Source organism: Halalkalibacter alkalisediminis (assembly GCF_028610705.1).
Taxonomy (GTDB): domain Bacteria; phylum Bacillota; class Bacilli; order Bacillales; family Bacillaceae_D; genus Halalkalibacter; species Halalkalibacter alkalisediminis.
The window spans coordinates 274820-297004 of the sequence record NZ_JAQQWT010000005.1 but is presented as its reverse complement, the minus strand read 5'-3'; the positions used below and the strand labels follow the sequence as shown (position 1 = coordinate 297004).

Genomic DNA, 22185 nt, shown 5'->3' with positions numbered 1-22185 from the left:
GGGAAATAAGCAAACGTTTCATCCTTCACCTACAGATTCACCTATTTTAACTATGGATTCGATCAACAAGTCATTTTCAGGTGTGCAAGTATTGAAAAATGTAAACATCGAACTTTACAAAGGTGAAGTTCATGCATTGATGGGTGAAAATGGTGCAGGTAAATCAACACTAATGAAAATAATGGCAGGTGTATATCAGCCAGACCGTGATTCTGGGAAGATCGTTTACAAAGGTAATGAAGAGCGATGGAATAATCCGATGGAAGCTAGGAATAAGGGGATTAGTGTTATTCATCAAGAAATTAGCTTATCACCTAATCTATCCATTGGCGAAAACATTTTAATGGGTACCAAATTCAAGAAAAATAAGCTGGGTTTGGTGAAGTGGAATGAAATCTATGAAACGGCAGATCGCGTGTTGAAATCTATCGGTTCTTCTTTAAATCCAAAAGCAAATGTATCCACATTAAGTGTAGCGCAGCAGCAAATGGTAGAAATCGCTCGTGCATTATCATTTAATTCTGAGATTTTAATCATGGATGAACCTACGGCTTCCTTAACGGATAAGGAAATAGAGAAACTGTTTGGCATTATTGAGGAATTAAAGAAAAAAGGCGTTGCGATTGTTTATATCTCTCACAGAATGGATGAAATCTTTAAAATATCCGATCGTTTAACAGTGTTAAGAGACGGAAATTGGATTAAGAGCGGTCCTATTTCAGAAACTAGTCCTGATAACCTTGTAAAGCTTATGGTAGGAAGAGAGTTAAGCGATCTCTTTGTGAAAGAGAGAAAACAAGAAACCATTAGACCTAAAGACGAAGTGCCTGCTCTAGAGTTGCAAGGAATCTCTGACAAAAATCTAGTTGATAATGTGTCACTAAAACTGTATCCGGGTGAAATTGTTGGCTTAGCAGGACTAGTTGGTGCGGGAAGGACTGAACTCATTCGAACAATATTTGGTTTGTCCAAATTACAGGAGGGACGTATTCTCTTAGACGGTGAGGACGTTCAAATAAACAATCCAATCGAGGCTATGAAATTAGGCATCGCTCATGTTCCAGAAAGTCGAAAAGAACAAGGATTACTCCCTAATCTATCAGTTAAAGAAAATATATTAATGGCCCAGCTACCAACATATCGTAAATATAGATTATTACAGACAAAGAGGATGGATCATGACGCAGAGCGGTACATTAAGGAGCTAGGTGTCAAGACTGCTTCTAAAGAACAAAATGTTATGGGATTGAGTGGTGGTAATCAACAAAAGGTTGTTATTGCTAAATGGTTATCCATTAGTCCAAAGGTTTTACTACTTGATGAACCTACTCGTGGTGTTGATATTGGTGCTAAGACAGAGATTCATAAAATTATTTGTAAATTAGCTGACCAAGGATTAGCCGTTCTAATGGTTTCATCTGAATTACCTGAAGTACTTGGAGTAAGTGATCGAATTTTGGTCATGCATGAAGGAAAATTAAGAGCAGAGCTATCCCGAGAGGAAGCTACTCAAGAAAAAATAATGTATTTTGCAACAGGAGAGGTTAAATAATGAATATAAATCCACAAGAATCAGTTCAAACACGGGTGTCATTTAAAAAACGTTCTCAGCAAATTTTCAATAACTTAGGTATGGTAATTATCCTTTTTTTGTTAATTGTCGTAATGATGATTGTTGCACCGAATTTTACTGACCCAAGTAATATTTTGAACATACTCAGACAAAGCTCGATTACAGCCATTCTTGCAGCCGGGATGACTTTAGTTATATTAACAGGCGGTATTGATTTATCGGTTGGTTCAATATTAGCATTATCTGGCGTTATTTCTGTAATGCTTTCAAATGCAGGTGTACCGGTTCCTATAGCAATGTTAGCTGGTGTTGGAGTAGGTTATTTAGTGGGAGCTATTAATGGATATTTCACAGCAAAACCTAAATTACCTTCGTTTATCGTTACCCTGGGTAGTATGACTTATGTTAGAGGTTTAGCTTTTGTTATTACAGGAGGATATCCTGTTGTATTAGCATCGGAAAACTTCAAATTTATTGGTTCCGGTTACATTTTAGGGATCCCTACGCCTATATATGTCATGACCTTAGTTTATATTGTTATGTTTATTATGCTTAAATATACGATGTTTGGGCGCCACATTTATTCAGTTGGTGGTAATGAAGAGGCTTCACGGTTAACAGGTATTAAAGTAGAGAGAACGTTAATCAATGTCTATTCTATAAGTGGTATGTTAGCAGGTGTAGCAGGGGTGGTCATGGCAGGTCGCTTGTTCACAGGTCAGCCGATGGTTGGTGTTGGGGCTGAGCTCGATGCGATTGCTGCAGTTATTTTAGGAGGTACTAGCTTTGTTGGTGGATTTGGTCGTATACAAGGTACCATTATCGGGGTATTAATAGTAGCTGTTCTTACGAATGGTATGACTTTATTAAATGTTGATTATTATTGGCAGCAAGTAGTTAAAGGTTTAGTCATTGTCATAGCTGTACTACTAGATCGGTTACGGAAAAGAGTCTAATTACTAGTGATTGAATATGAAAAATAAATAGTCAGGTTCGCTGTACTCAAATGTATGACTTATTACTTTCTGTGAAAGTTTTTGTGAATTCTGGTTCATTAATAGCAAGCATTTCGTAGTCTGGAGAAAGAATGAGTTGTACTTAAAAGGTAATCAAGAGTCTTTTCTACTAAGCATTAAACTTTGTAAAATTATAAAGTAGAATTAAACCTTTAAAACTTACCTCTAACAAGGTAGGTTTTAAAGGTTTAATTCAAGTTTTTTTGAACAGACTCTAGCAATGAGCGCCTTGTAGCGTGTGGACCCGTTGCCATCTTTTTAAACACGCTCTTATAGAGTTTAAGTCATTTACTATTATAAACTCTCTTTTTTAGGGAGAACGAACCCATTATGAGGAGAGAGCCTCCTATCCCTCAGGCCTTTTATTTATCTAAAGATTTCAAACGTATGAACTTTATAATGGATACATAGAGGAAGATTACTTAACTCGACCATAATTTTATTGAAGCTTATAAATTAAAAAATATCAGTTATACACTACGGAGAACCGTATCATAAGTAAATGAGTTTACTTTAGATTGGCTGAAACATTTTACAGTCAATCTTTTTTAGTGTGCCAGCTTGTTTTATTGAGTACTCTTCATAAACCCTAGGATATTAGAATATATAGAAGATGAATAGTGTTTTCAATTTGCTTAATAACAAATACATAATTTTTTTCCTTAGTAAATATTAATTACATGCTTACAAGTTACTTTCAATGGTATTATTTGTTTTGTTCTTATCTTTTTTGATTTTGTATACGAGGGAAAATCCTTTATTTCATTTCCAACCTTTTGAATTGAACATTATGAACACATATTTAAAACATCAAATCGTGATGGTATTATTATTTTCTTAGCGAATGATATTCGTTTAAGGTACTTTAACATTCATAAAATAGATGGCCCTATTAAACCTAAAAAATGATAGGCATTCATCCTAATGCAACAGAATCATGGAGACATTTGGGGCTGGATTTACTATTATTATTACAACAGTTACGGCTATTATTATTTATTTTCAAGTAATTAATGGGGAAAATTTTACACTACTCGGGTAGTGACAAGCATGCAATAAATCTGTCGCTCTGTCCCAAAACAGTGACACCCACCCATTTATTAGGTAAACAGGTTCACATTCCACATAGGTGAGTATAATGTAGTGTAAATATACTAACCGAAAAGGAAGTGCTAAAATATGTATGATAACGTAAATATACCTCCTAATATGATGGCAGGAGTAAATGTACCACCTAATATACCGCCTACTATGGTGGCTGGAATAACGGATGCACCTATGCCATATTCTGCTGCCCCTGCTTATGGTTATGGTTATGGTTATGGTTATGGTTATGGTTATGCCGCTCCTGCTCGTGGGAAAGACTTTACTTTAATTGTTGTGTTGTTTATTTTATTAATCATTGTGGGATGTAGTTTCCCTAAATGCTAATGTAAGTGTCGAAGTGGGTAGGTGCTCTCACTTACCCCAACTTAGAGATAAAAAAACCCTCTTCATTAATTTGAAGGGGGTTAATTGATTTAAATGATTTACCTTCATTTTCCATATATGTACCTCGGAAAGTGAACGAGGTGAAATCGTGAGCTTATGCAGTTTATTTGTCCCTTTCAGACTGGCAGTGCCTCAGACAAGGCAAGAAAGAAAGCAGAAGAGATTTAATTAGGGGGGGATTGACATGGGGTTTTGGAACACAGTAGGAAAGATAGCGAATGCGGGATTAGATAAAACGAGAGAAATGGGTGCAGAAGCTCAGGATAAGTATGATAGATTTGACAGATACTATGGAGGGTATAAATTCGCATCCCGACGCCAATTGGTACAATCTTAAAATAGAAAGTATTTATTATATAAAGTTCGTCGAGAAACCCTCCTTTTACTGGAGGGCGTAATTATTTCCCTCATTTAGATTCGTTTCGTATCATAAATAGTCGCTTAAATAAACAAAGTACCTGCTCCTCCGCCAATGAATATAGCTAAGGGCAGGTATCCTTTTGAAATTTAGGATCCTTCAAAGTTATAATCGGATTTTTTTACTCTTTCTTATTACAAAAATATTAGGTAAAACGACAATAAAACAATTGACTATAGAATGAATGGAAAGATAACATCTTTTTCAAAGTTCCCACTATAAATATAAAATCTTAAAAACATTATATAGATGAATACCTTATATTTGAAATTAACCATGTTCTTAGGGGATGTTCGCTGAACCGTACCATAAATAGAAGCATAAGCAAGGAGTATCATTTGATTCAGAGGAGAATCCTTGTGGCAAATGCACCGATTCTCACAGCTGCGGCCATCTTCGCAATAAAAAGGCCTAGCAAGGTGCAGGCCAAAACCAATGTAGAATGTGCGGAAACTACTGCTTCGTACAGTTTGTGGAGCAAGGTAATCGCTATTATAAAGTCAACGTGGACAAGTCTTTGAATCGGAGATATCCATGTTTTCGGTTACTTCGCTTTCCTTCTCCAATGAAGGGGACATCAAGACAGTTCTTGGTCAATTATGCGTTGGCTTTGGGTTGTTTGAACACGTCGTCCTGCCACAGTTGATACAGATAGATGATTAACGCAAAACCGATCATCATAGCAACAATAGCTATTGTAGACAAAGTCGATTCACTCGAAACAAGCCCCATCCGTTGCCATACCGGGTAAACGATGTACATAAATAACCCGTCCAAAAGTATATTAACAGTCAAATACATCCAAAATTTCCCGAAAGTAAAGCGGAATATCCAGATAACTATAACTAAATATGCTCCATACACCCAAGGAACCGGGACGACTTTATCCCACCCGAACAGACTGGAACCTGTCTCTTTCCACCATCCGTAATGGTAAGCCGCTTGATATGCCAAGGTATGAATAACGGTCATAAAGAGAGCGACCGGCATGTACCTGCGCACAGTATCCATTTTCAAAAAAAACAAGGACGCCCAAGGCAATATCAAGAGTGACCAGAGAATAATCTGTTTCATGTCATTAATACCCCCACATTAGTTTTATGTGTAGTGTTACTCTCGGTTCAAATATTTATTCGATTTATCCGATAAAAGTAACTCAAACACCGACTTGGTTAAGCAGAATAACATCCCAATTGGGAATAATGTTTGCGGTTGGCTACTAAGCTTGGTGCTTTCTATTTAAATGCTGATATATACTTTATGGTCAAATAGAAATTTGTGTTTACATACATTACGTGGAACCGTATCATTAGTAGGTGAGATTAAAAACATTTAAAACGCCACTGATATATATAAGTCAGTGGCGTTTTCTGTTTTGATCAATTAAAGGGAAAATTCAATAGAACTCAACTCTACTAAATTCTTGTTTAGGGGTATCGTCAGCAGGCTTTCGCTTTTTTTCTATAAACCGAATTCCTTCAATGAATAATCGAACAATCCAGAATGTAACAGACAGGACTGCAACAGTATAATATCCATTCCAACCTTTTCTATATTCAACGAGATTTGTGTTTTTTTCAAGTATATTTTCAATCAGGGCCATTGGCACACTAAAAAGGAATACACTAAAAATAGTTTTCATAGGTTTCATTTTATAAGTAAGTTGGTTGTACATAACACATGATAGAGGGAACAAAATGTATAGAAACACAATGTTTGAATCAAAAAGTTTTGAAAAATATCTATTCGGATATTGAACATATTTAGCTTTTGTGACGGGACTATCAATTAATGTAGAAACCAATGTTTTAAAAAGATAAATGAGAAACCAATCTTTAAAGTCACCTTTTCGACGGAATAACAACGCCCAACCTGCTATGCCTATTGCAGTAATGATATGTAGTAATTTTCGCTCTTTCATGTAATCGCATCCTTTGTCTCTATTAATTTTTAAGAGCATGTTCATAAGAATATTACTCATACTAAAGTATTCCTGTGTGTGACCACTTATATTCTCTGAACTGAAAGGATATGAAAAAAGCATGCTCAACTAAAATATTTGCTTGCTACCTTCTCTGCCGTCCGTGTTGCTAAAGCTTGTGTGGTAAGAGTAGGATTTGGCCCGCCAATGCCATTATAGTGAACGCTGTTATCAGCGATAAATAGTCTTTTTACTTGGTATGCTTCACAAATATCATCAACGACATGACCCATGCGCATGGTGGATTCAATATGGACAAATAAATGGGCTGGCCAATTGGTACGAATAATCTTTTTTGCTCCAGCCTTGAGTAAAATCTCTGCGGAAATTTTCGCTAATTGGTCTCTTTTTTTCTTATCTTCTTTGCTTGTTGTATAGCGAATAACAGGAATAGGACCATGTTCATCTTTTAATATTGGATCAAGTGATACACCATTTCTCTTATGAGGTTGGTCATCGGTAAGAATCATAATACTTAAAGTATTTTGGTAGTTAAGCATCCATTTTTTTAGCTCATCTCCAACCAATCGTCCCTGTAAATCCCATGGATCTTGAGAGGAAAGGTCTTGTTTGAATGAATAGCCGCTCTGACTAAAACCAAAAGTTAACGCTGAAAACAAACCAGGACTTACACCAGAAGGCTGAATACATCCTAACCCAGGGTAATCCAATCTCCCGCCAGACGTTGGACCAACAAATGGATTAATGTTTTTTTGTCCTAATATACCGAAAATGTCTTTTTCATCAAATACGCCAGTAATCCAATCCCAATAATGGTTTGTCAATCCTCGTCCAACCCAAGAATTATACGGAAGTTGTGAATTAAGCCATAACCGTGGACTCTCGATACAGCCTGCTGCCATGATAACTACATTTGCGTATAATTCTCCTTTCTCGCCTGTCCACGTATCTCTATATTCCACTCCAACGGCTCGTAACTCTCCGTTTGGATCGTGCTCAGTTAATATTTTTGTCGTATAAGTGTTAGGCCGAATTTCCACATTTCCAGTGGCTAGTGCAAGAGGAACATAACTGACGTTAGTCGAGCGTTTTGCTACTTTGTCCATTGATGGACCGTGCGGGCAGCCATTGACACAATGACCGCATAGAGTACAACCCTCTAATTTAGATATTTCCTCTAAGCTGTGGCTCGTATCCATTAGTCGTTTATTTGGATGTAAAATGGCATTTGGCTGTGGACGATAGCCAGGTTCTGTCGGATTAAATGTATTAATAAAGGACCACCCGGCTTTTTTTGCTCCATAGTAAAACATTTCTTCTTTTGCAGTGGTAGGTGCAGGGCGAACAGGTAATGTTGCTTCGACTTTTTCATAGTATGGCAGTAACTCGCGATACGAAATCGGCCAAACATCATCAATTGCCGTTGAATAAGCTCGCGGAGAATTAGCCCAATAATGTTGAGTCGTTCCGCCGACACCAGTCGCTTGCCAAAGTTTCCCACCAGCAGGGATCATTCGCTGCCAAGGAGCACGCCTGCGATCAGCAGGTCCCCAGCGGAAACGACCAGATGTCGTATCGTTCATAGAGTGTTCGAATTTGGTATATTGTTGTCGAAAGAGATTAATGTCCAGGTCCTTGGGGCTAGAGCTACTCACTGATCCGCGACTTTGATTAGGATGGCTCCATTTCTTATTTCCATACCAAGGACCTGCTTCAAGAATGAGAACGTTCACTCCTAACTCTCCCAATTCTTTTGCAGCCACGGCTCCTCCACCGCCAGCCCCAATGATGATCACATCAGCATCAACATTCATAGCGTACACCTTCTATTCAGAAAAATTTTTTACAAGAAATCCACGCAGGTCGCGATAGCCAAAAGCAGGACCTGGATAATGAACTAAATCCCATGTCATAAAGGGCCTTTCGATTTTCCGGTTTTCTGGAGGGGCTAAACGAGTGGTACCAAGAGAAAACCATTCGGAATAATAACCAAGCAAGATCATTTGATGAAGGTTACCTAAAATATTTTCTACTAAACCTAAATTTCCTTGAAAAGGAGGGGGAAGACTCTCCATATCAACTTGTCCATTTTCTAATAAATGAATGGCTTCGAATCGATCATTCACTGAAAGGGAAGAAAATGGCCCTCCTTCTGGAAAGATTGAATGATTAGGCGTCTCTTGGACTTTTTGTGAGAGAATAAGTTGCTTGGCACCTGCATCGAGTACTCCAGCAGTTACAGAGGACAGTTGAATGTTATTCATCCCCCATTGTCCTTGGATCGAGATATAATGATCTAACCCAAAGATGAGATAATCATCAAGCCGTAAGTCTAATGCACCATTCGTTGAAGGAATAACAGCATCTGCGAAAGCCATAAAGGTCGCTCGGGTGTGAGCAGTACTCGTTTGACCCGTTTTTAATGGTAACTGTATCGGTTTTGGTGGAGACTCAGAAGGTGAATAATTTGATACTAAAGTCGTTAATGATTCTTTGAAGTCATTAAAAAAACTTCTTTTCTGCTGATGAGTGAAACTAGACTCGCTTTTAGGTGGCTTCATCGTATAATCCCTTTCGTTTTTTTATATAGGATTACCAAGTTTTGATTAGAATAGTATCTAAATAAAATAATTAATAGAAAAGATGTTTATACAGCAATTTCGATAAGTGTAGAGCAGAGAGAAAGATGGAGTTAGGAAGGTAAGAATATTATTAATTTATAAGGAGGGTTATGGGTAGTGAAGGATCTACAACCTGTAAAATGGCGAACGGCTAGGACGATGTTAATCGGTTTATAGATATGAACAAGCAGGTATTTATTTTTATCTTAATAAATTTAACCAGTCTTTATAAATATTAAAAATTTCATTTAGGTACACAGTGGTGAGTCATATCATAAATAGTACAAAGCTGATAAAATAAAGTTAAAAACCGTTACTAATCAAAGTGACGGTTTTAAATTTTATAAAGTGATTTTTGAATGCCATTGTTAGGAGCTATCAGTAAGGTTAAGTAAGGGAGTCATAATATTGAAGGTATCTAGAATTTTATTATACGGTTTTGTGTTGGCAAATATTTTTGGATTGCTTTATTGGATTACTATAATGTTATCAGATTTAATCAATAATTTGATTTAGGAATTACGAAGTAAACTTTCTTTTTTAGATGGTAAAAAAACGTTTTTTTCTCTTTTGTTTAGACTAATGGCGAATAAAGATTCTAAATTAAAATACTTATCAAGACTGAAGTGATAGATACTTTTTCTGAAAATAATTAATGAAAATGCATTTGTATAAAGAAAAAGGCTAATTAAATTCATATTTCCAGAAAGGATAAAGTTAATGTGCATAAAGAGACAAGCAAGGACAGAAGGTATGGTGAATAAACCTACTATAAGAAATAAACCTAGTATAATTTGAGTGATTGGTATAACATAGTTGAAAATCATCACATGCTCTAAAACTACATGCTCTACGAAAATTTTATAAAAGGTCGGGACATTAGAATTTTGTAATGATTCCATCAGATACTCGCTCAAAAATACCCCTGGTTGTTTAAACCATGACTTTTCGGTAAGTTTAGTTACCCCTGCCAATAACCAACCTAGTCCAAAAAGAACACGCATTAAAACGATTAGAGATGGAAGCACTTCTATATTTCTAAAAAACTTCATTTACTACTCCTCCTTAGTTCTATTGTTTCCTTAAAGAATTTATTTTGCCTTAGGGAAACTTTTTAGGTAAAAAAATGCTTAAAGTTTTTTGTTTAGGATAGAATTTATTATTTTGTTAATTACTTTAATGAATCATATGCCTTAAAGGTTAAAATGTTTCCTGTGTATTAAAAAGTTTACCAAATGCAAAAAATAATGTAAATAACTATTTACATAAATATGCAGGTGGAATTAGTAAATGAATTCAAGTTGATACATTAGACCTCACAATAGTGTGGTTGATGGTTATATTAATAGATAAACTTTCTATTTAAAATCTACTAAGTGTTTATTATTCGCCAAGCCGTACCATAAGTAAATGAGGTTTTTTAAGCAGAGGATGATATTAGTGCGATGGCTTCATTCATCAACTTTTTTGATTTAGGCATTGGGGGAGAATCCTTTATAAGATAGTCGCTATAGTTGCATGGTTCTTCATGATATTTATTTGTCCGAACGTTATGCAGACCATACTTTTGCTCTTCAAAAAGGAAAGCTTGTCGCAGAGGGCGAGCTGTATGCTGCAGGAGTCATTTTATTATGTGAAGGCAAAGTGAATTTTATTGCTGGTGCACTTCATGATGCAGCGAATGCCGTGAACAAAGTGAAGCAATTCATTGAACCTATTGCAAAAAAAGCAGCGATGGTTTCTTCTCATAATGAAGTATTTAAGGAGTGGAATCGAGAGTTGGTTAGCGGGGAATTAGGGTAAGAAGTTATTTGAAAAAATGAATAGGTGTGGGAACGAGCCGAGCTAGGTTGCCATAATATGAATAGATAATAATGGAATCTACTGGGTGGGAAATAAATCTTATGTATCACACAGGAATGAATTCACAGGGTCAAGCAAATAGTCCAATGCAAGTTGCAGTAGTAGAGCCATATGTATATGCAGCTCTTCACAGCCTTATTGGAAAAAGAGTGGTGATTGATACGTCACGTGGTCCAGTGAACGGAGTGGTTGCTGATGCTAAACCTGATCATGTTGTGATCCAAGAATACGATTCCGCATTCTTAGTTCGTATACGTGAAATCATTTGGATTATGCCTGAGTCTTGATTTGAATGAGATAGAATAGGCTTTGTGCTGCTAGGTGAATATAAAAAAATATAAAGGAAGATTAACTCCCTTTATATTCAATCATACTCCTAAATTAACTTTCTATTAAAAACGAACATGCCATTTTGCGCGTTTTTTCGGGGAAAAGAAACTATTCCTGCTTTTTCTTAATTCAATTCTACTTTCACAAATATCATTTGCTGCCTCAATGGTAGTCATGTTTTTTTGATCGGCTTGTGAAAATACTTCAAGCAGTGAATGGTAAATGGCCTTTGTTTTATTTAAAACTCGATCTTTATTTGGTGTATACAATTCATCTGTAACTTGAATAATTCCTCCACTATTTACAATATAATCGGGAGCATACAATATGCCTTTTTCCTTTAATTTGAAAGCACATTCTTCATGGAGAAGTTGGTTGTTAGCGGCCCCTGTAACTGCCTTTACTTGTAGTTGATCAATCGTTTGTTCATTGATAATACCACCAATGGCACATGGAACAAAGATATCTGCACCGACCCCATAGATTTCTTCACCTTTAACTGGTATAACGGTTCTACCCATTTGCTTAGCTTTTTCAACTAGACTATTTACAGTCTCAACATTAACATCTGTTACATATAAATCAGCGCCTTCAGCTAACAGGTGCTCTGCAACTTTAAAACCAACCTTGCCCAAACCTTGAATTGAGAAACGTTTTTCCTTTAAACTTTCATTTCCATACAATGTTCTTGCCACGGCTTTGATACTATAAAGAACACCGAGAGCCGTTGGAATCGACGTTTCTCCCCCTCCGCCGTATTCTTCTGGTAATCCGGCGATACAATTGGTTTCCTTGTATGAGTGAACAAAATCTTCTAATTCCGTACCCATATCTGTACCTGTATAAAACCTGCCGTTTAGCGATTCAACGAATTGTCCGTATGCTCGAAATAATTCTGGAGTTCTATCTTTCGTTGGATCACCGATAATTACGGCTTTCCCTCCACCGAAATCAACATCAGCGGCAGCACATTTATACGTCATTCCCTTTGATAACCGCAAAACATCTTCTAGTGCTTCTTCAGTGCTTTCATAGTTTCTCATTCTAGTTCCACCTATAGCAGGTCCTAAAGTTGTATCATGTATCGCAATGATTGCCCTCAAACCTGTTTCTGGATCATTGCAAAATAAAATCTGTTCATGTTCTTGCATTTTTTCAAATAAATCCATTGAAATTGTTTGTGTTTCTTTCATTTGGCGTTTTGTTAGAATAGTTTTCATTACTAATTCGCTCCAGTTATATTTTCAATTTCGAGTTTAAAGGTAGGTGCTCATTTAACCGCTTTCAATTAGCGTTTTTAAAATCAATACTTAGCCTAAACTACTAAACTATTTATAAAGTTTTGGACTTGAACAGTTGACTTGGGAAGTTTCTATATATTCGATGATGTTAGCATAGAGCTCGTTAACGGCATCGCATGTAATATTTTTCCCATTGATAAGAGAAAAAGGTTGTACGAAACATTGCCCACAATAGTTGAGACATTCATCTTCTATTACATCGATATTAGGTGAATTTTTTAAGTCGCTTTTTACTTTCTGTAATTCATTATTAAAGTTATTTGAACAAAATTTCACAGCATGTTTCACTATACTAAACCTCCTGACACATTTGATATGGTGCTGTAGTGATTATAGTTATTGACTTAAAACCTAAGCAAGTATCGAAGTGAAAGCACCACCGCTTTGTCGTAATAAAGTTGTTAACCTTAGTAATTAAGTAAAATAGGAATAGTGGTTATTAGGTGTTCTATCTTTATTCATATACCAATTTCATGCGTTAAAGTAAGCGTTTGCAAAGCGTCGTATTAAATATTAATCTTTTAAAAGATTCAACATTTCAATTCAAGGGGGACCTAAAATGGCCAAAAATGTAACGGAATTAAATAACCAAAAGATGAAGGAAGTTTTCCCAGTAGAAAGTTTTCATCACTTGGAGATCTATGTTGGAAATGCCAAACAGACTGCTTATTATTTCTGTCATGCATTTGGATTTGAAATAAAAGCGTATCGTGGACTTGAAACAGGGAGTCGTGACCGAGTTTCCTATGTTCTTGAACAGGGAGCCATTCGTCTCATTATTACAGGGTCATTGACAGATCAAACAGATATTTCATCTTTTGTGAAGTTGCATGGTGAAGGGGCGAAAGATATTGGCTTAAAAGTGTCAAATGTGGAAAAAGCTTATTATGGAGCGGTTGAACGTGGGGGAATTCCGATTCGAGAGCCTTGGGTAGAAAGTGATGAAAGTGGTTCGGTAAAAAAAGCAATTATTGGAACATACGGAGATGTTATTCATACGTTAATTGAAACTCAAGATTATCGAGGTAGCTTCTTACCAGGTTATCAACCATATGAGGGATTAAATAACTCTACTTCTTCAGGACTTGTAGGAATTGACCATGTTGTAGGAAATGTGGAAAGTATGGACGAATGGACCACTTATTACGAGAAAGTGTTTGGTTTTAACGTACTAAAACATTTTGATGATGAAGATATTTCAACAGAATACTCTGCATTGATGTCTAAAGTTATGACAAGTGGAACGGGTCGTATTAAATTCCCGATTAATGAACCAGCCGAAGGAAAACGAAAATCACAAATTCAGGAATACTTAGATTTTTATAATGGTCCAGGTGTGCAGCATCTAGCGATTTTAACAAATGACATTATTACTACAGTAAGGTCATTACGAGAAAATGGCGTTGAATTCCTAGAGACACCCAATACGTATTATGAAGATTTAATTAATAGGGTCGGGGATATTGATGAAGATGTTAAAAAACTACAAGAACTTAATATTCTAGTAGATCGAGATGATGAAGGTTATTTACTACAGATTTTCACAAAACCCATTGTTGATCGTCCAACCTTATTTATTGAAATTATTCAACGTAAAGGTGCAAGAGGCTTCGGAGAAGGAAACTTCAAAGCTTTGTTTGAATCCATTGAACGTGAGCAAGAACGTAGAGGGAATATTTAATTTAAGTTAATGGTGAAGGTCATGCATTAGGAAGAAAGGAGTGTCTAAGTGAAAGTGAGTGAAGATGTTTTCAAATCTAGTATTCAAGCATATTTATCTAATTTAATTGATTATGCCGGCTTGTTTCCGCCGGCACAACTGCCTTTAGAGCCTGCGATACAAAATTACGCAGCTTACAAATCTTATAAAGATTCATGGATGCTGGGACGCTTTATCATACCTGCAACTAGATTAGGTGAACTAGATCCTTATGTACCTCTGTTTTCAGAAGAAAAGAGATTGGACATTTCAGCAATCGGCGGGCGAAGTAAAGGTGTTGAAGATTGTCTTAATGTTTTAGGCGCAGACTTGAAAAAACAAGCCAATTTTTGTATGAGGCATGAAGGGATAGTTGCGATTAATATGTTCGAGATGCCGCTTCCTCCTATCGTACCAAACCAGAGATTGCTTGAGAGGATTGCCACGGAGACAGCCGAGTATAATATGCAAACGTTTTGTGAAGTGACCATGTCTCTTGATGAGGAGTGGGAGATGAACATGCTCAAAACGCTTGATGAAATTGCGCAATATAATTTAAAGAGTGGACATTCACTTGGTGTAAAGCTTCGTACGGGCGGTGTTACAGCAAATGCTTTTCCAACTCCAGAGCAGGTAGCAACGGTTCTAGTAGGTTGCAGTGAACGAAACATCCCGCAGAAATTTACTGCCGGATTGCACCATCCAATTCGGATGTATCGTGAGGAAGTCAATACGAGCATGCATGGGTTTCTAAATGTTTTTACAGCGGGTATGTTAGCGCGGACTCACAAATTGGATAGAGCAACAATAGCCAAAATATTAGCTGATCAAGAGTCTTCCAATTTTACTTTCACAAATAGAGGAATTACGTGGAAGGACTTGGAGGTTGAGGCTTCAGACATTGAGCAACTTCGTCAGAATGCGCTTTGTTCCTATGGAAGTTGCAGCTTCTGCGAACCACGTGAAGACCTTCGAACACTTCAATTAATTTAATGGGAAGGGCTGTTAAGAATGATGAAGTCTTTTATTAACGTCGATCCAGATTCACACTTTCCAATTCAGAACTTACCCTATGGTGTATTTCAACCTTTGAGTGGGGGAAAACCCCGTGTCGGTGTTGCTATAGGAGAGTATGTTTTGGATCTTTCAGTAATAGAGTCAGCAGGGTTCTTTAAAGAAGTAGGGATTGAGGAAGATGGGATCTTCAGTCAGCCTACACTTAATAAATTTATGGGGCTTGGAAGCAAGGTATGGAAAATGGTCAGAGAAGAAGTCCAACGTCTTTTAAAGGAGGATGAGCCGACTTTACGTGATCATACAGCGCTACGTAAGGAAGCTATTATTAGCTTAAACGATGTCGAGTTATTATTACCCGCACAAATCGGCGACTATACAGATTTCTATGCCTCAAGGGAACATGCGACCAATGTCGGAACAATGTTTAGAGGTAAAGAAAATGCACTTATGCCAAACTGGACCCATTTACCAGTAGGTTACCATGGGAGAGCGAGTTCAGTAGTGATTAGCGGCACGGATGTGCACCGGCCCAAAGGACAAATGAAACCAGCTGGAGAAGGTAGCCCTATTTTTGGACCGAGTAAACAACTCGATATAGAGTTAGAAATGGGCTGGTTTATTGGACCAGGCAATGAACAAGGCAAACCGGTTGCCATAGCAGATGCTGAAGATCAGATATTTGGATTAGTATTGGTGAACGATTGGAGTGCTCGTGATATCCAGGCTTGGGAATACCAACCACTTGGTCCGTTTTTGGCTAAAAGCTTTGCCACATCGGTATCGCCATGGGTGATTCCTCTTGATGCCCTTGAACCATTTCGAGTAGAAGGACCGAAGCAGGATCCAACCCCATTACCGTATCTTCAAAAAGAGGGAGCAAGCTCGTTTGATATTAATCTTGAAGTCTATTTAAAGGGAAAAAGGATGGAAAAGGCTCAAAAAATCGTCTCTACGAATTTCAGCTATCTCTACTGGAGTATGGCCCAGCAAATTAGTCATCATACAGTTGCTGGATGTAATCTAAGACCAGGAGATTTACACGCATCAGGGACGATTAGCGGACCAGTGAAAGAACAACGTGGTAGTTTACTAGAATTGACGTGGCGTGGAACGGATCCGATTCAATTGGAAACGGGTGAACAACGAGTCTGGATTGAGGACGAGGATGTGTTAACGATAACAGGTTGGTGTCAAGGAGACGGATATCGAATCGGATTTGGAGAAGTAACTGGGCGAATCCTTCCAGCTTTGGATTCATAGATTCAATTGGTAGATATCAACTATTTAAGGAGGTTTTACCATTGCCATTCTATAAACAAATGGGAGAAGTCCCTAGCAAAAGACATACGGTTTTTCGTAAAGAGGATGGGTCCTTATTTCGCGAACAAGTGATGGGGACGAAAGGATTTTCTGGAATTCAATCAATTTTGTATCACCATAATCCACCCACTAGTATTATTAAATCAGAATTGTTAGAGGACTGCAGAATTCAATATGAAGAACAAAGTGATCTTGCTCCGCGCCATTTACATTCTCATAAATATGATGAAGCAACAGATGCAGTGTCGGGAAGGCAGTATTTACTTGGAAACGAAGATGTTCTCATTGGTGTTGTGAATCCTACCCAACAGATGGATTACTTCTATCGAAATGGCGATGGCGATGAAGTGTTATTTGTACATTATGGGACAGGTAAGGTTGAATCGACATTTGGAACCTTAACGTATAAACCTGGTGATTATATTGTTATTCCAATCGGGACGATTTACCGAGTAGTCCCAGACGAAGGGGACACGAAATTTCTAGTGATTGAAACGAACAGTTGGATTACAACGCCGAAGCGTTATCGGAATGTTCATGGCCAACTACTTGAACATAGCCCGTTTTGCGAAAGGGATTTTCATGGGCCAGAAAAATTACAGACACATGTCGATAGCAACGAATACATGGTTAAAACAAAATCAAGAGGATTTATGCATTTACATATGTTTGGTCACCATCCGTTAGATGTTGTTGGATGGGACGGCTATCTTTTCCCTTATACATTTAATATAGCTGATTTTGAACCAATTACAGGGCGAATTCATATGCCACCACCAATCCACCAAACGTTTGAAGCGAACAATTTTGTTATCTGTTCATTTGTACCTAGGATGTATGATTATCATCCTGAAGCGATTCCAGCTCCATATTACCATAGTAATGTTGATAGCGATGAAGTTCTTTACTATGTAAAGGGCAATTTTATGAGTCGAAAAGGTGTGGGAGAAGGTTCAGTTACATTGCATCCTTCAGGAATTCCGCATGGCCCTCATCCAGGAACGATTGAAGCAAGTATCGGAAAGAAGGAAACCATAGAGTTAGCGGTAATGATTGATACATTTAGGCCGCTAAAGGTTGTCAAACAAGCACATCAATATGAAGATAAAGATTATAAGTATAGTTGGAAGTGAAAACTGTTAAGTAGCGCAGGGGCATAGTGGAAGTGAGAAGTCCAGTTGCCCCTTGTGTTTCAAAAAAGTAATTCTTTATGAGAGTGTGTTCAACCATTCCTGCTTTTAATTATATCCATATAATTTATATACAAAATGCTGAACATCAATTATAATGGTTGATATTGTAATGAAAGGAAAAACCTCAAAGTTGACCGGAGAAACCGTGTTAGGGGAAGCAAAATGTTCCCTATTTCAAATAGCAAATAGATAGAGACTTAAAAAAATGGCTTGTTTATCTTTGTTAGCGCTTACAATGTGTTTTGGGAGGAATAATATGACAACTCGCACCCCTTCTTTCTTTATGTCTATTCTGTTGATTATCTTTATTACATTTATATTAGGTGTAAGCATTTTGTATTATCAGGTTGCTCCTCAAATACCAATTGTCATTGCCACTTCTGTAGTTGCCTTCTATGGTTATATACTCGGACATAGATGGAAAGCTCTAGAAGGAGCAATGGTTAAAGGTATCTCGGCTGGTCTTCCTTCAATTTTAATTTTATCCATAATTGGTATTGTCATAGGGGTATGGGCAATGAACGGTACCGTGCCAACAATGGCCTATTATGGTCTCCAATTTTTATCACCACAGTTCTTTCTCGTTTCAGCAGTTATACTTTGTGCAATTGTCTCTGTAATGACTGGTAGCTCCTGGAGTGCTATTAGTACAATGGGTGTTGCTTTTATGGGTGTTGCTTATGGAATGGATATATCACCGGCGATGACAGCTGGTGCCATTGTAAGTGGTGCGATATTTGGAGATAAAATTTCTCCCCTTTCAGACACAACTAATCTTGCTTCCGCTATAGCAAAAGTGGATGTATTTGAGCACATCCGTTATATGTTATGGACAACGGTCCCAGCTCTGATCATCACGCTAGTAATTTTTACGTTAATTGGCCTTGATTCACGATTTATCAATCCTAATATTAGCCAAATTGAGGAAATGACTCGTACCTTGAGCGAACAATTTCCTCTTACAGCCATTACGCTAATTTCTCCTCTTGCAATCATTGTTTTGGCTTTGAAAAGAGTCCCACCTATACCGACATTAATGTGTAGTTTACTTATTGCGGTTATTACAGGATTTTATACAGTACCAGAAGCTTCTATTGGTGATTTGATGGTAACTGCTCACTTCGGTTTTACTGCTGAAACAGGCGTTGAAGCGATTGACAATTTACTATCACTTGGAGGTTTGTCAAGCATGATGTTTGGTGTATCGATAATATTAACAGCGCTTGCATTTGGCGGGCTCATCCAGTTAATTGGATTTCATCAAGTCATCATTGGAGGCATTGGCAGCTTTTTAAAGCGGAAAGGGAATATTATTTTGACGACTGTTTTATCTTGTATTGGGGTTAATGCCATTATTGGCGAATTATATCTATCGATTGTGTTACCTGGCCAAATGCTAGAAGCGTCATATAAAAAAGCAGGACTTCATCCAAAAAATTTATCAAGAACACTTGAAGATGCAGGCACAGTCGTTCATCCACTTATTCCTTGGGGAGTATCAGGTGCCTTTATTATGTCCACATTAAATATCGGTGTTGAATACGTACTGTTTTGTTTTATGTGTTTTATTACACCTATCATTGCCATTATTTATGGTTACACTCGCTTTATATCAGTTCTTCCTCACAAAGATATAGACGAGCCGTACCATGAACTAGATAACAACCAAATATCACTTTAACTTTTAACCTTTTTGTTTCTTATTATAGATAGAATGGGGACAGCGTATGAAAGTAGATAAAGAGAAAGCAAATAGAGAGCAGTTTTTTAAGGCATTGCTTTCGTTGAATACAGTTGCAGAATGTATTGATTTTTTTGAGGACATAGCCACTGAAAAGGAATTAGAGGCATTTATGCAACGATTACAAGTAGCAGAAAGGCTTCTAAATGGAGAAACATATGAAATGATAGAACTAGAAACGAATGCACGGTCGAGCATGGTATCCCGCGTGAAAAGATGTTTGAAAAAGGAGAAAAGCGGCTTAAAAAGGGTTTTGGAACGATTGGCTGAAGCTAGGGATATGAATAAACCCGAGACATGTCGTAATTGAAAATAATTCAAAAAACTATATGCGATTGGCAACAGCGGATAATCGCGGGGGACAACATAGTGTCGAAGCCTTTCGCTTTGGCAGAGGTAAGGGATACTTCCCTTACCTATTGCTATTTACGAAGCATCATGACCAATTATGAACATATAGTCTGAATAAAAGAATTCCATGATAGTTTAATTAAATGAGAAATATAGTATATGGAATAAGGCATAAATAAGAACTCAAAGCTTCCCTTCTTCGGTACGAGATGGAATGACACTACCTCATTTAGATTAGTTACGGTGAGCCGTATCATAATTAGGTGAGGTTTTTAATTGCAAACGAGAACTAAAACGTTGGACAAATAATGAGTATTCTAAAAATATCTTAAAGGTCGTGGTTTATGCCTATTCCTAGGGTTTAAGGCACGGATTTTCCACTTCTTACCGGATTTTAAATAGCTTATAACTATCATAATAATAGTGAATCACGATTCTTAATTATACTTGACCGAGAAATGGTGTAACTAGGTGTGCCGAGGCTTACTGTGGTGTCTAAGCAAGAGTACCTACATCCTTTCTGCAAATCTTAGGTTTAGGAAGGTGAACATGAGCAACAGACAAACTAAAGCCGATGTAATCTTAATTGGTGCTGGTATCATGAGTGCAACTTTAGGTTCACTATTGAAAGAATTAGCACCGGACTGGGAAATTAAAGTGTTTGAAAGGCTTGCAAACGCTGGGGAGGAAAGCTCTAACGAATGGAATAATGCCGGAACAGGGCATGCGGCTCTGTGTGAGCTTAACTACACAAATGAAAAGGCGGATGGATCTGTAGATATTAGTAAAGCTATAAAAATTAATGAACAGTTTCAAGAATCCATGCAGTTTTGGTCTTATCTTGTAAACAATAACCGGATACGTAACCCACAGAACTTTATCATGCCATTGCCTCATATGAGTTTTGTACAGGGCAATCAAAATGTATCTTTTTTAAAGAAGCGATTTGAAGCGATGTTAACCAATCCTCTGTTTCAGGGGATGGAATTTTCCGATGATCCGGGAAAACTGATGGAATGGATTCCGCTTATTATGCAAGACCGTGCAACGACTGAACCTATAGCGGCAACAAGAATTGAATCTGGAACTGATGTCAACTTTGGCGCTTTAACGCGAATGTTGTTTGATCACCTAGAGAGTAAAAATGTCAATATAAACTACAAGCATCGTGTTGTTGATATTTATCGTACTAGTGACGGCTTATGGGAAGTGAAAGTGCGGAATGTCGACAGCGATACTGTCGAACGTCATACTGCAAAGTTTGTCTTTATCGGGTCAGGGGGAGGAAGCCTATATTTACTTCAAAAATCTGGCATTCACGAGGGGAAATATATTGGTGGATTCCCAGTGAGTGGAATATTCATGGTTTGTAATAATCCTGAGGTTGTATTAGCGCATCATGCAAAAGTATACGGTAAAGCAAAGGTTGGAGCCCCTCCAATGTCTGTTCCTCATCTTGATACACGATTTATCGACAATAAAAAATCGTTGCTATTTGGGCCGTTTGCTGGCTTCTCGCCAAAGTTCTTAAAAGCCGGTTCAATGTTTGATTTGGTTACTTCTGTAAAAGCAGATAATCTTGTAACAATGTTGTCGGCAGGTGCAAAAAACATACCATTGACAAAATACCTGATCAAGCAAGTTAGGTTATCAAAAGAACAACGCATAGAAGAGTTACGTCAGTTTATCCCGAACGCCAAAAGCGAGGATTGGGATTTAGTCGTAGCAGGCCAACGTGTACAAGTTATCAAAGATACAGAAGAGGGAAGAGGAATGCTTCAATTCGGTACAGAAGTGATTAGTGCCTCTGATGGCTCAATAGCTGCTTTGCTCGGAGCTTCGCCGGGTGCTTCTACCGCCGTTTCAGTCATGCTTGAGTTAATAAAAAAATGCTTCCCACAACATATCAATGAATGGGAACTGAAAATAAAAGAAATGATTCCTTCTCATGGCTTATCCCTAATGGAAAACCTAGAGCATCTGCATGAAATTCATACCTCAACAATGCAAACTCTTGGTTTAGTTGATAAAGATCATTCAAATCTGAAAGGAAATACGAATACTTTTCAGAAAGCATAAGTTACCGTTTAGGTAATTTATGCCCTTCAATTTTTCAAGTGATGTAGTCGAAAAAGTATAGAGCTTCTTGGCATTTTAATGTGTCCGTTTGTATTCATTTTAATAAAAGAAGTGGAACGAGAATAGTTATAAAAAGAGTAAATTGACTAAATCTATACACTTACAATTTCTGAGGCCAGTAGAACTTTAAGTTAGCCATTCATTTTAGTAGGGTTTCAGTATATGAGAAA

The 22185-nt window shown here is 37.4% G+C and carries 19 protein-coding genes and 1 pseudogene; 13 read left to right on the top strand and 7 right to left on the bottom strand.

The window, feature by feature from the left end:
• Window positions 1-52: 52 nt before the first annotated feature.
• The 4 genes from PQ474_RS10390 (at window position 53) to PQ474_RS10375 (ending at window position 4417) form a co-directional block, all read left to right on the top strand.
• Entirely contained in the window at window positions 53-1552 is a 1500-nt protein-coding gene (locus tag PQ474_RS10390) for a sugar ABC transporter ATP-binding protein (RefSeq protein WP_390187184.1), read from the top strand.
• Window positions 1552-2529, top strand: a complete 978-nt coding sequence (locus tag PQ474_RS10385) for an ABC transporter permease (RefSeq protein WP_273842694.1) — start codon at window positions 1552-1554, stop codon at window positions 2527-2529. The genes PQ474_RS10390 and PQ474_RS10385 overlap by 1 nt, the downstream gene beginning before the upstream one ends.
• Window positions 2530-3867: 1338 nt before the next feature.
• A complete protein-coding gene (locus PQ474_RS10380) occupies window positions 3868-4020 on the top strand; it encodes a YjcZ family sporulation protein (RefSeq protein WP_273842870.1) in 153 nt (50 codons plus the stop codon).
• A gap of 244 nt (window positions 4021-4264) precedes the next feature.
• Window positions 4265-4417 (top strand): hypothetical protein, encoded by a 153-nt coding sequence (locus PQ474_RS10375; RefSeq protein WP_273842692.1) that lies wholly within the window; start codon window positions 4265-4267, stop codon window positions 4415-4417.
• Between the two features lie 678 nt (window positions 4418-5095).
• On the opposite strand, the gene PQ474_RS10370 is transcribed toward PQ474_RS10375, so the two are convergent.
• The 5 genes from PQ474_RS10370 to PQ474_RS10350 all read right to left on the bottom strand — a co-directional run bounded on the left by PQ474_RS10370 (window position 5096) and on the right by PQ474_RS10350 (window position 10113).
• Window positions 5096-5572, bottom strand: coding sequence for a hypothetical protein (locus tag PQ474_RS10370; protein WP_273842690.1), 477 nt, complete (start codon window positions 5570-5572; stop codon window positions 5096-5098).
• A gap of 322 nt (window positions 5573-5894) precedes the next feature.
• A complete protein-coding gene (locus PQ474_RS10365; RefSeq protein WP_273842689.1) occupies window positions 5895-6419 on the bottom strand; it encodes a CBO0543 family protein in 525 nt (174 codons plus the stop codon).
• 125 nt (window positions 6420-6544) lie between these two features.
• Window positions 6545-8254, bottom strand: a complete 1710-nt coding sequence (locus tag PQ474_RS10360) for a GMC family oxidoreductase N-terminal domain-containing protein (protein WP_273842687.1) — start codon at window positions 8252-8254, stop codon at window positions 6545-6547.
• Window positions 8255-8266: 12 nt separating this feature from the next.
• Window positions 8267-9001: a hypothetical protein gene (locus PQ474_RS10355; protein WP_273842685.1), complete on the bottom strand. Its 735-nt coding sequence runs from the start codon at window positions 8999-9001 to the stop codon at window positions 8267-8269.
• Window positions 9002-9573: 572 nt separating this feature from the next.
• A complete protein-coding gene (locus tag PQ474_RS10350) occupies window positions 9574-10113 on the bottom strand; it encodes a TQO small subunit DoxD (protein WP_273842684.1) in 540 nt (179 codons plus the stop codon).
• Window positions 10114-10666: 553 nt separating this feature from the next.
• On the opposite strand from PQ474_RS10350, the pseudogene PQ474_RS10345 reads away from it, so the two are divergent.
• Together PQ474_RS10345 and PQ474_RS10340 are read left to right on the top strand one after the other, a co-directional pair.
• A pseudogene (locus PQ474_RS10345) lies at window positions 10667-10864 on the top strand (thioredoxin reductase); the annotation flags it as partial.
• 101 nt (window positions 10865-10965) lie between these two features.
• A complete protein-coding gene (locus PQ474_RS10340; RefSeq protein WP_273842681.1) occupies window positions 10966-11211 on the top strand; it encodes a YuzF family protein in 246 nt (81 codons plus the stop codon).
• Between the two features lie 105 nt (window positions 11212-11316).
• Here the strand turns inward: PQ474_RS10340 and PQ474_RS10335 are convergent, their stop codons facing one another.
• Window positions 11317-12474, bottom strand: coding sequence for a Glu/Leu/Phe/Val dehydrogenase dimerization domain-containing protein (locus PQ474_RS10335; protein WP_273842680.1), 1158 nt, complete (start codon window positions 12472-12474; stop codon window positions 11317-11319).
• A gap of 108 nt (window positions 12475-12582) precedes the next feature.
• Window positions 12583-12843, bottom strand: a complete 261-nt coding sequence (locus PQ474_RS10330) for a DUF1450 domain-containing protein (RefSeq protein ID WP_273842679.1) — start codon at window positions 12841-12843, stop codon at window positions 12583-12585.
• A gap of 271 nt (window positions 12844-13114) precedes the next feature.
• On the opposite strand from PQ474_RS10330, the gene hppD reads away from it, so the two are divergent.
• The 7 genes from hppD to mqo all read left to right on the top strand — a co-directional run bounded on the left by hppD (window position 13115) and on the right by mqo (window position 21955).
• Complete coding sequence (gene hppD, locus PQ474_RS10325; protein WP_273842678.1) at window positions 13115-14236, top strand: 4-hydroxyphenylpyruvate dioxygenase; 1122 nt, start codon at window positions 13115-13117, stop codon at window positions 14234-14236.
• Between the two features lie 48 nt (window positions 14237-14284).
• Window positions 14285-15247 (top strand): hypothetical protein, encoded by a 963-nt coding sequence (locus tag PQ474_RS10320; RefSeq protein WP_273842677.1) that lies wholly within the window; start codon window positions 14285-14287, stop codon window positions 15245-15247.
• 18 nt (window positions 15248-15265) lie between these two features.
• Window positions 15266-16531: a fumarylacetoacetase gene (gene fahA / locus PQ474_RS10315; RefSeq protein WP_273842676.1), complete on the top strand. Its 1266-nt coding sequence runs from the start codon at window positions 15266-15268 to the stop codon at window positions 16529-16531.
• 59 nt (window positions 16532-16590) lie between these two features.
• Window positions 16591-17724, top strand: a complete 1134-nt coding sequence (locus tag PQ474_RS10310) for a homogentisate 1,2-dioxygenase (RefSeq protein ID WP_273842867.1) — start codon at window positions 16591-16593, stop codon at window positions 17722-17724.
• Window positions 17725-18040: 316 nt separating this feature from the next.
• Complete coding sequence (gene nhaC, locus PQ474_RS10305; protein ID WP_273842675.1) at window positions 18041-19465, top strand: Na+/H+ antiporter NhaC; 1425 nt, start codon at window positions 18041-18043, stop codon at window positions 19463-19465.
• 46 nt (window positions 19466-19511) lie between these two features.
• A complete protein-coding gene (locus PQ474_RS10300; protein WP_273842674.1) occupies window positions 19512-19835 on the top strand; it encodes a YerC/YecD family TrpR-related protein in 324 nt (107 codons plus the stop codon).
• Between the two features lie 554 nt (window positions 19836-20389).
• Window positions 20390-21955, top strand: coding sequence for a malate dehydrogenase (quinone) (mqo, locus tag PQ474_RS10295; protein WP_273842865.1), 1566 nt, complete (start codon window positions 20390-20392; stop codon window positions 21953-21955).
• Window positions 21956-22185 lie beyond the last annotated feature (230 nt).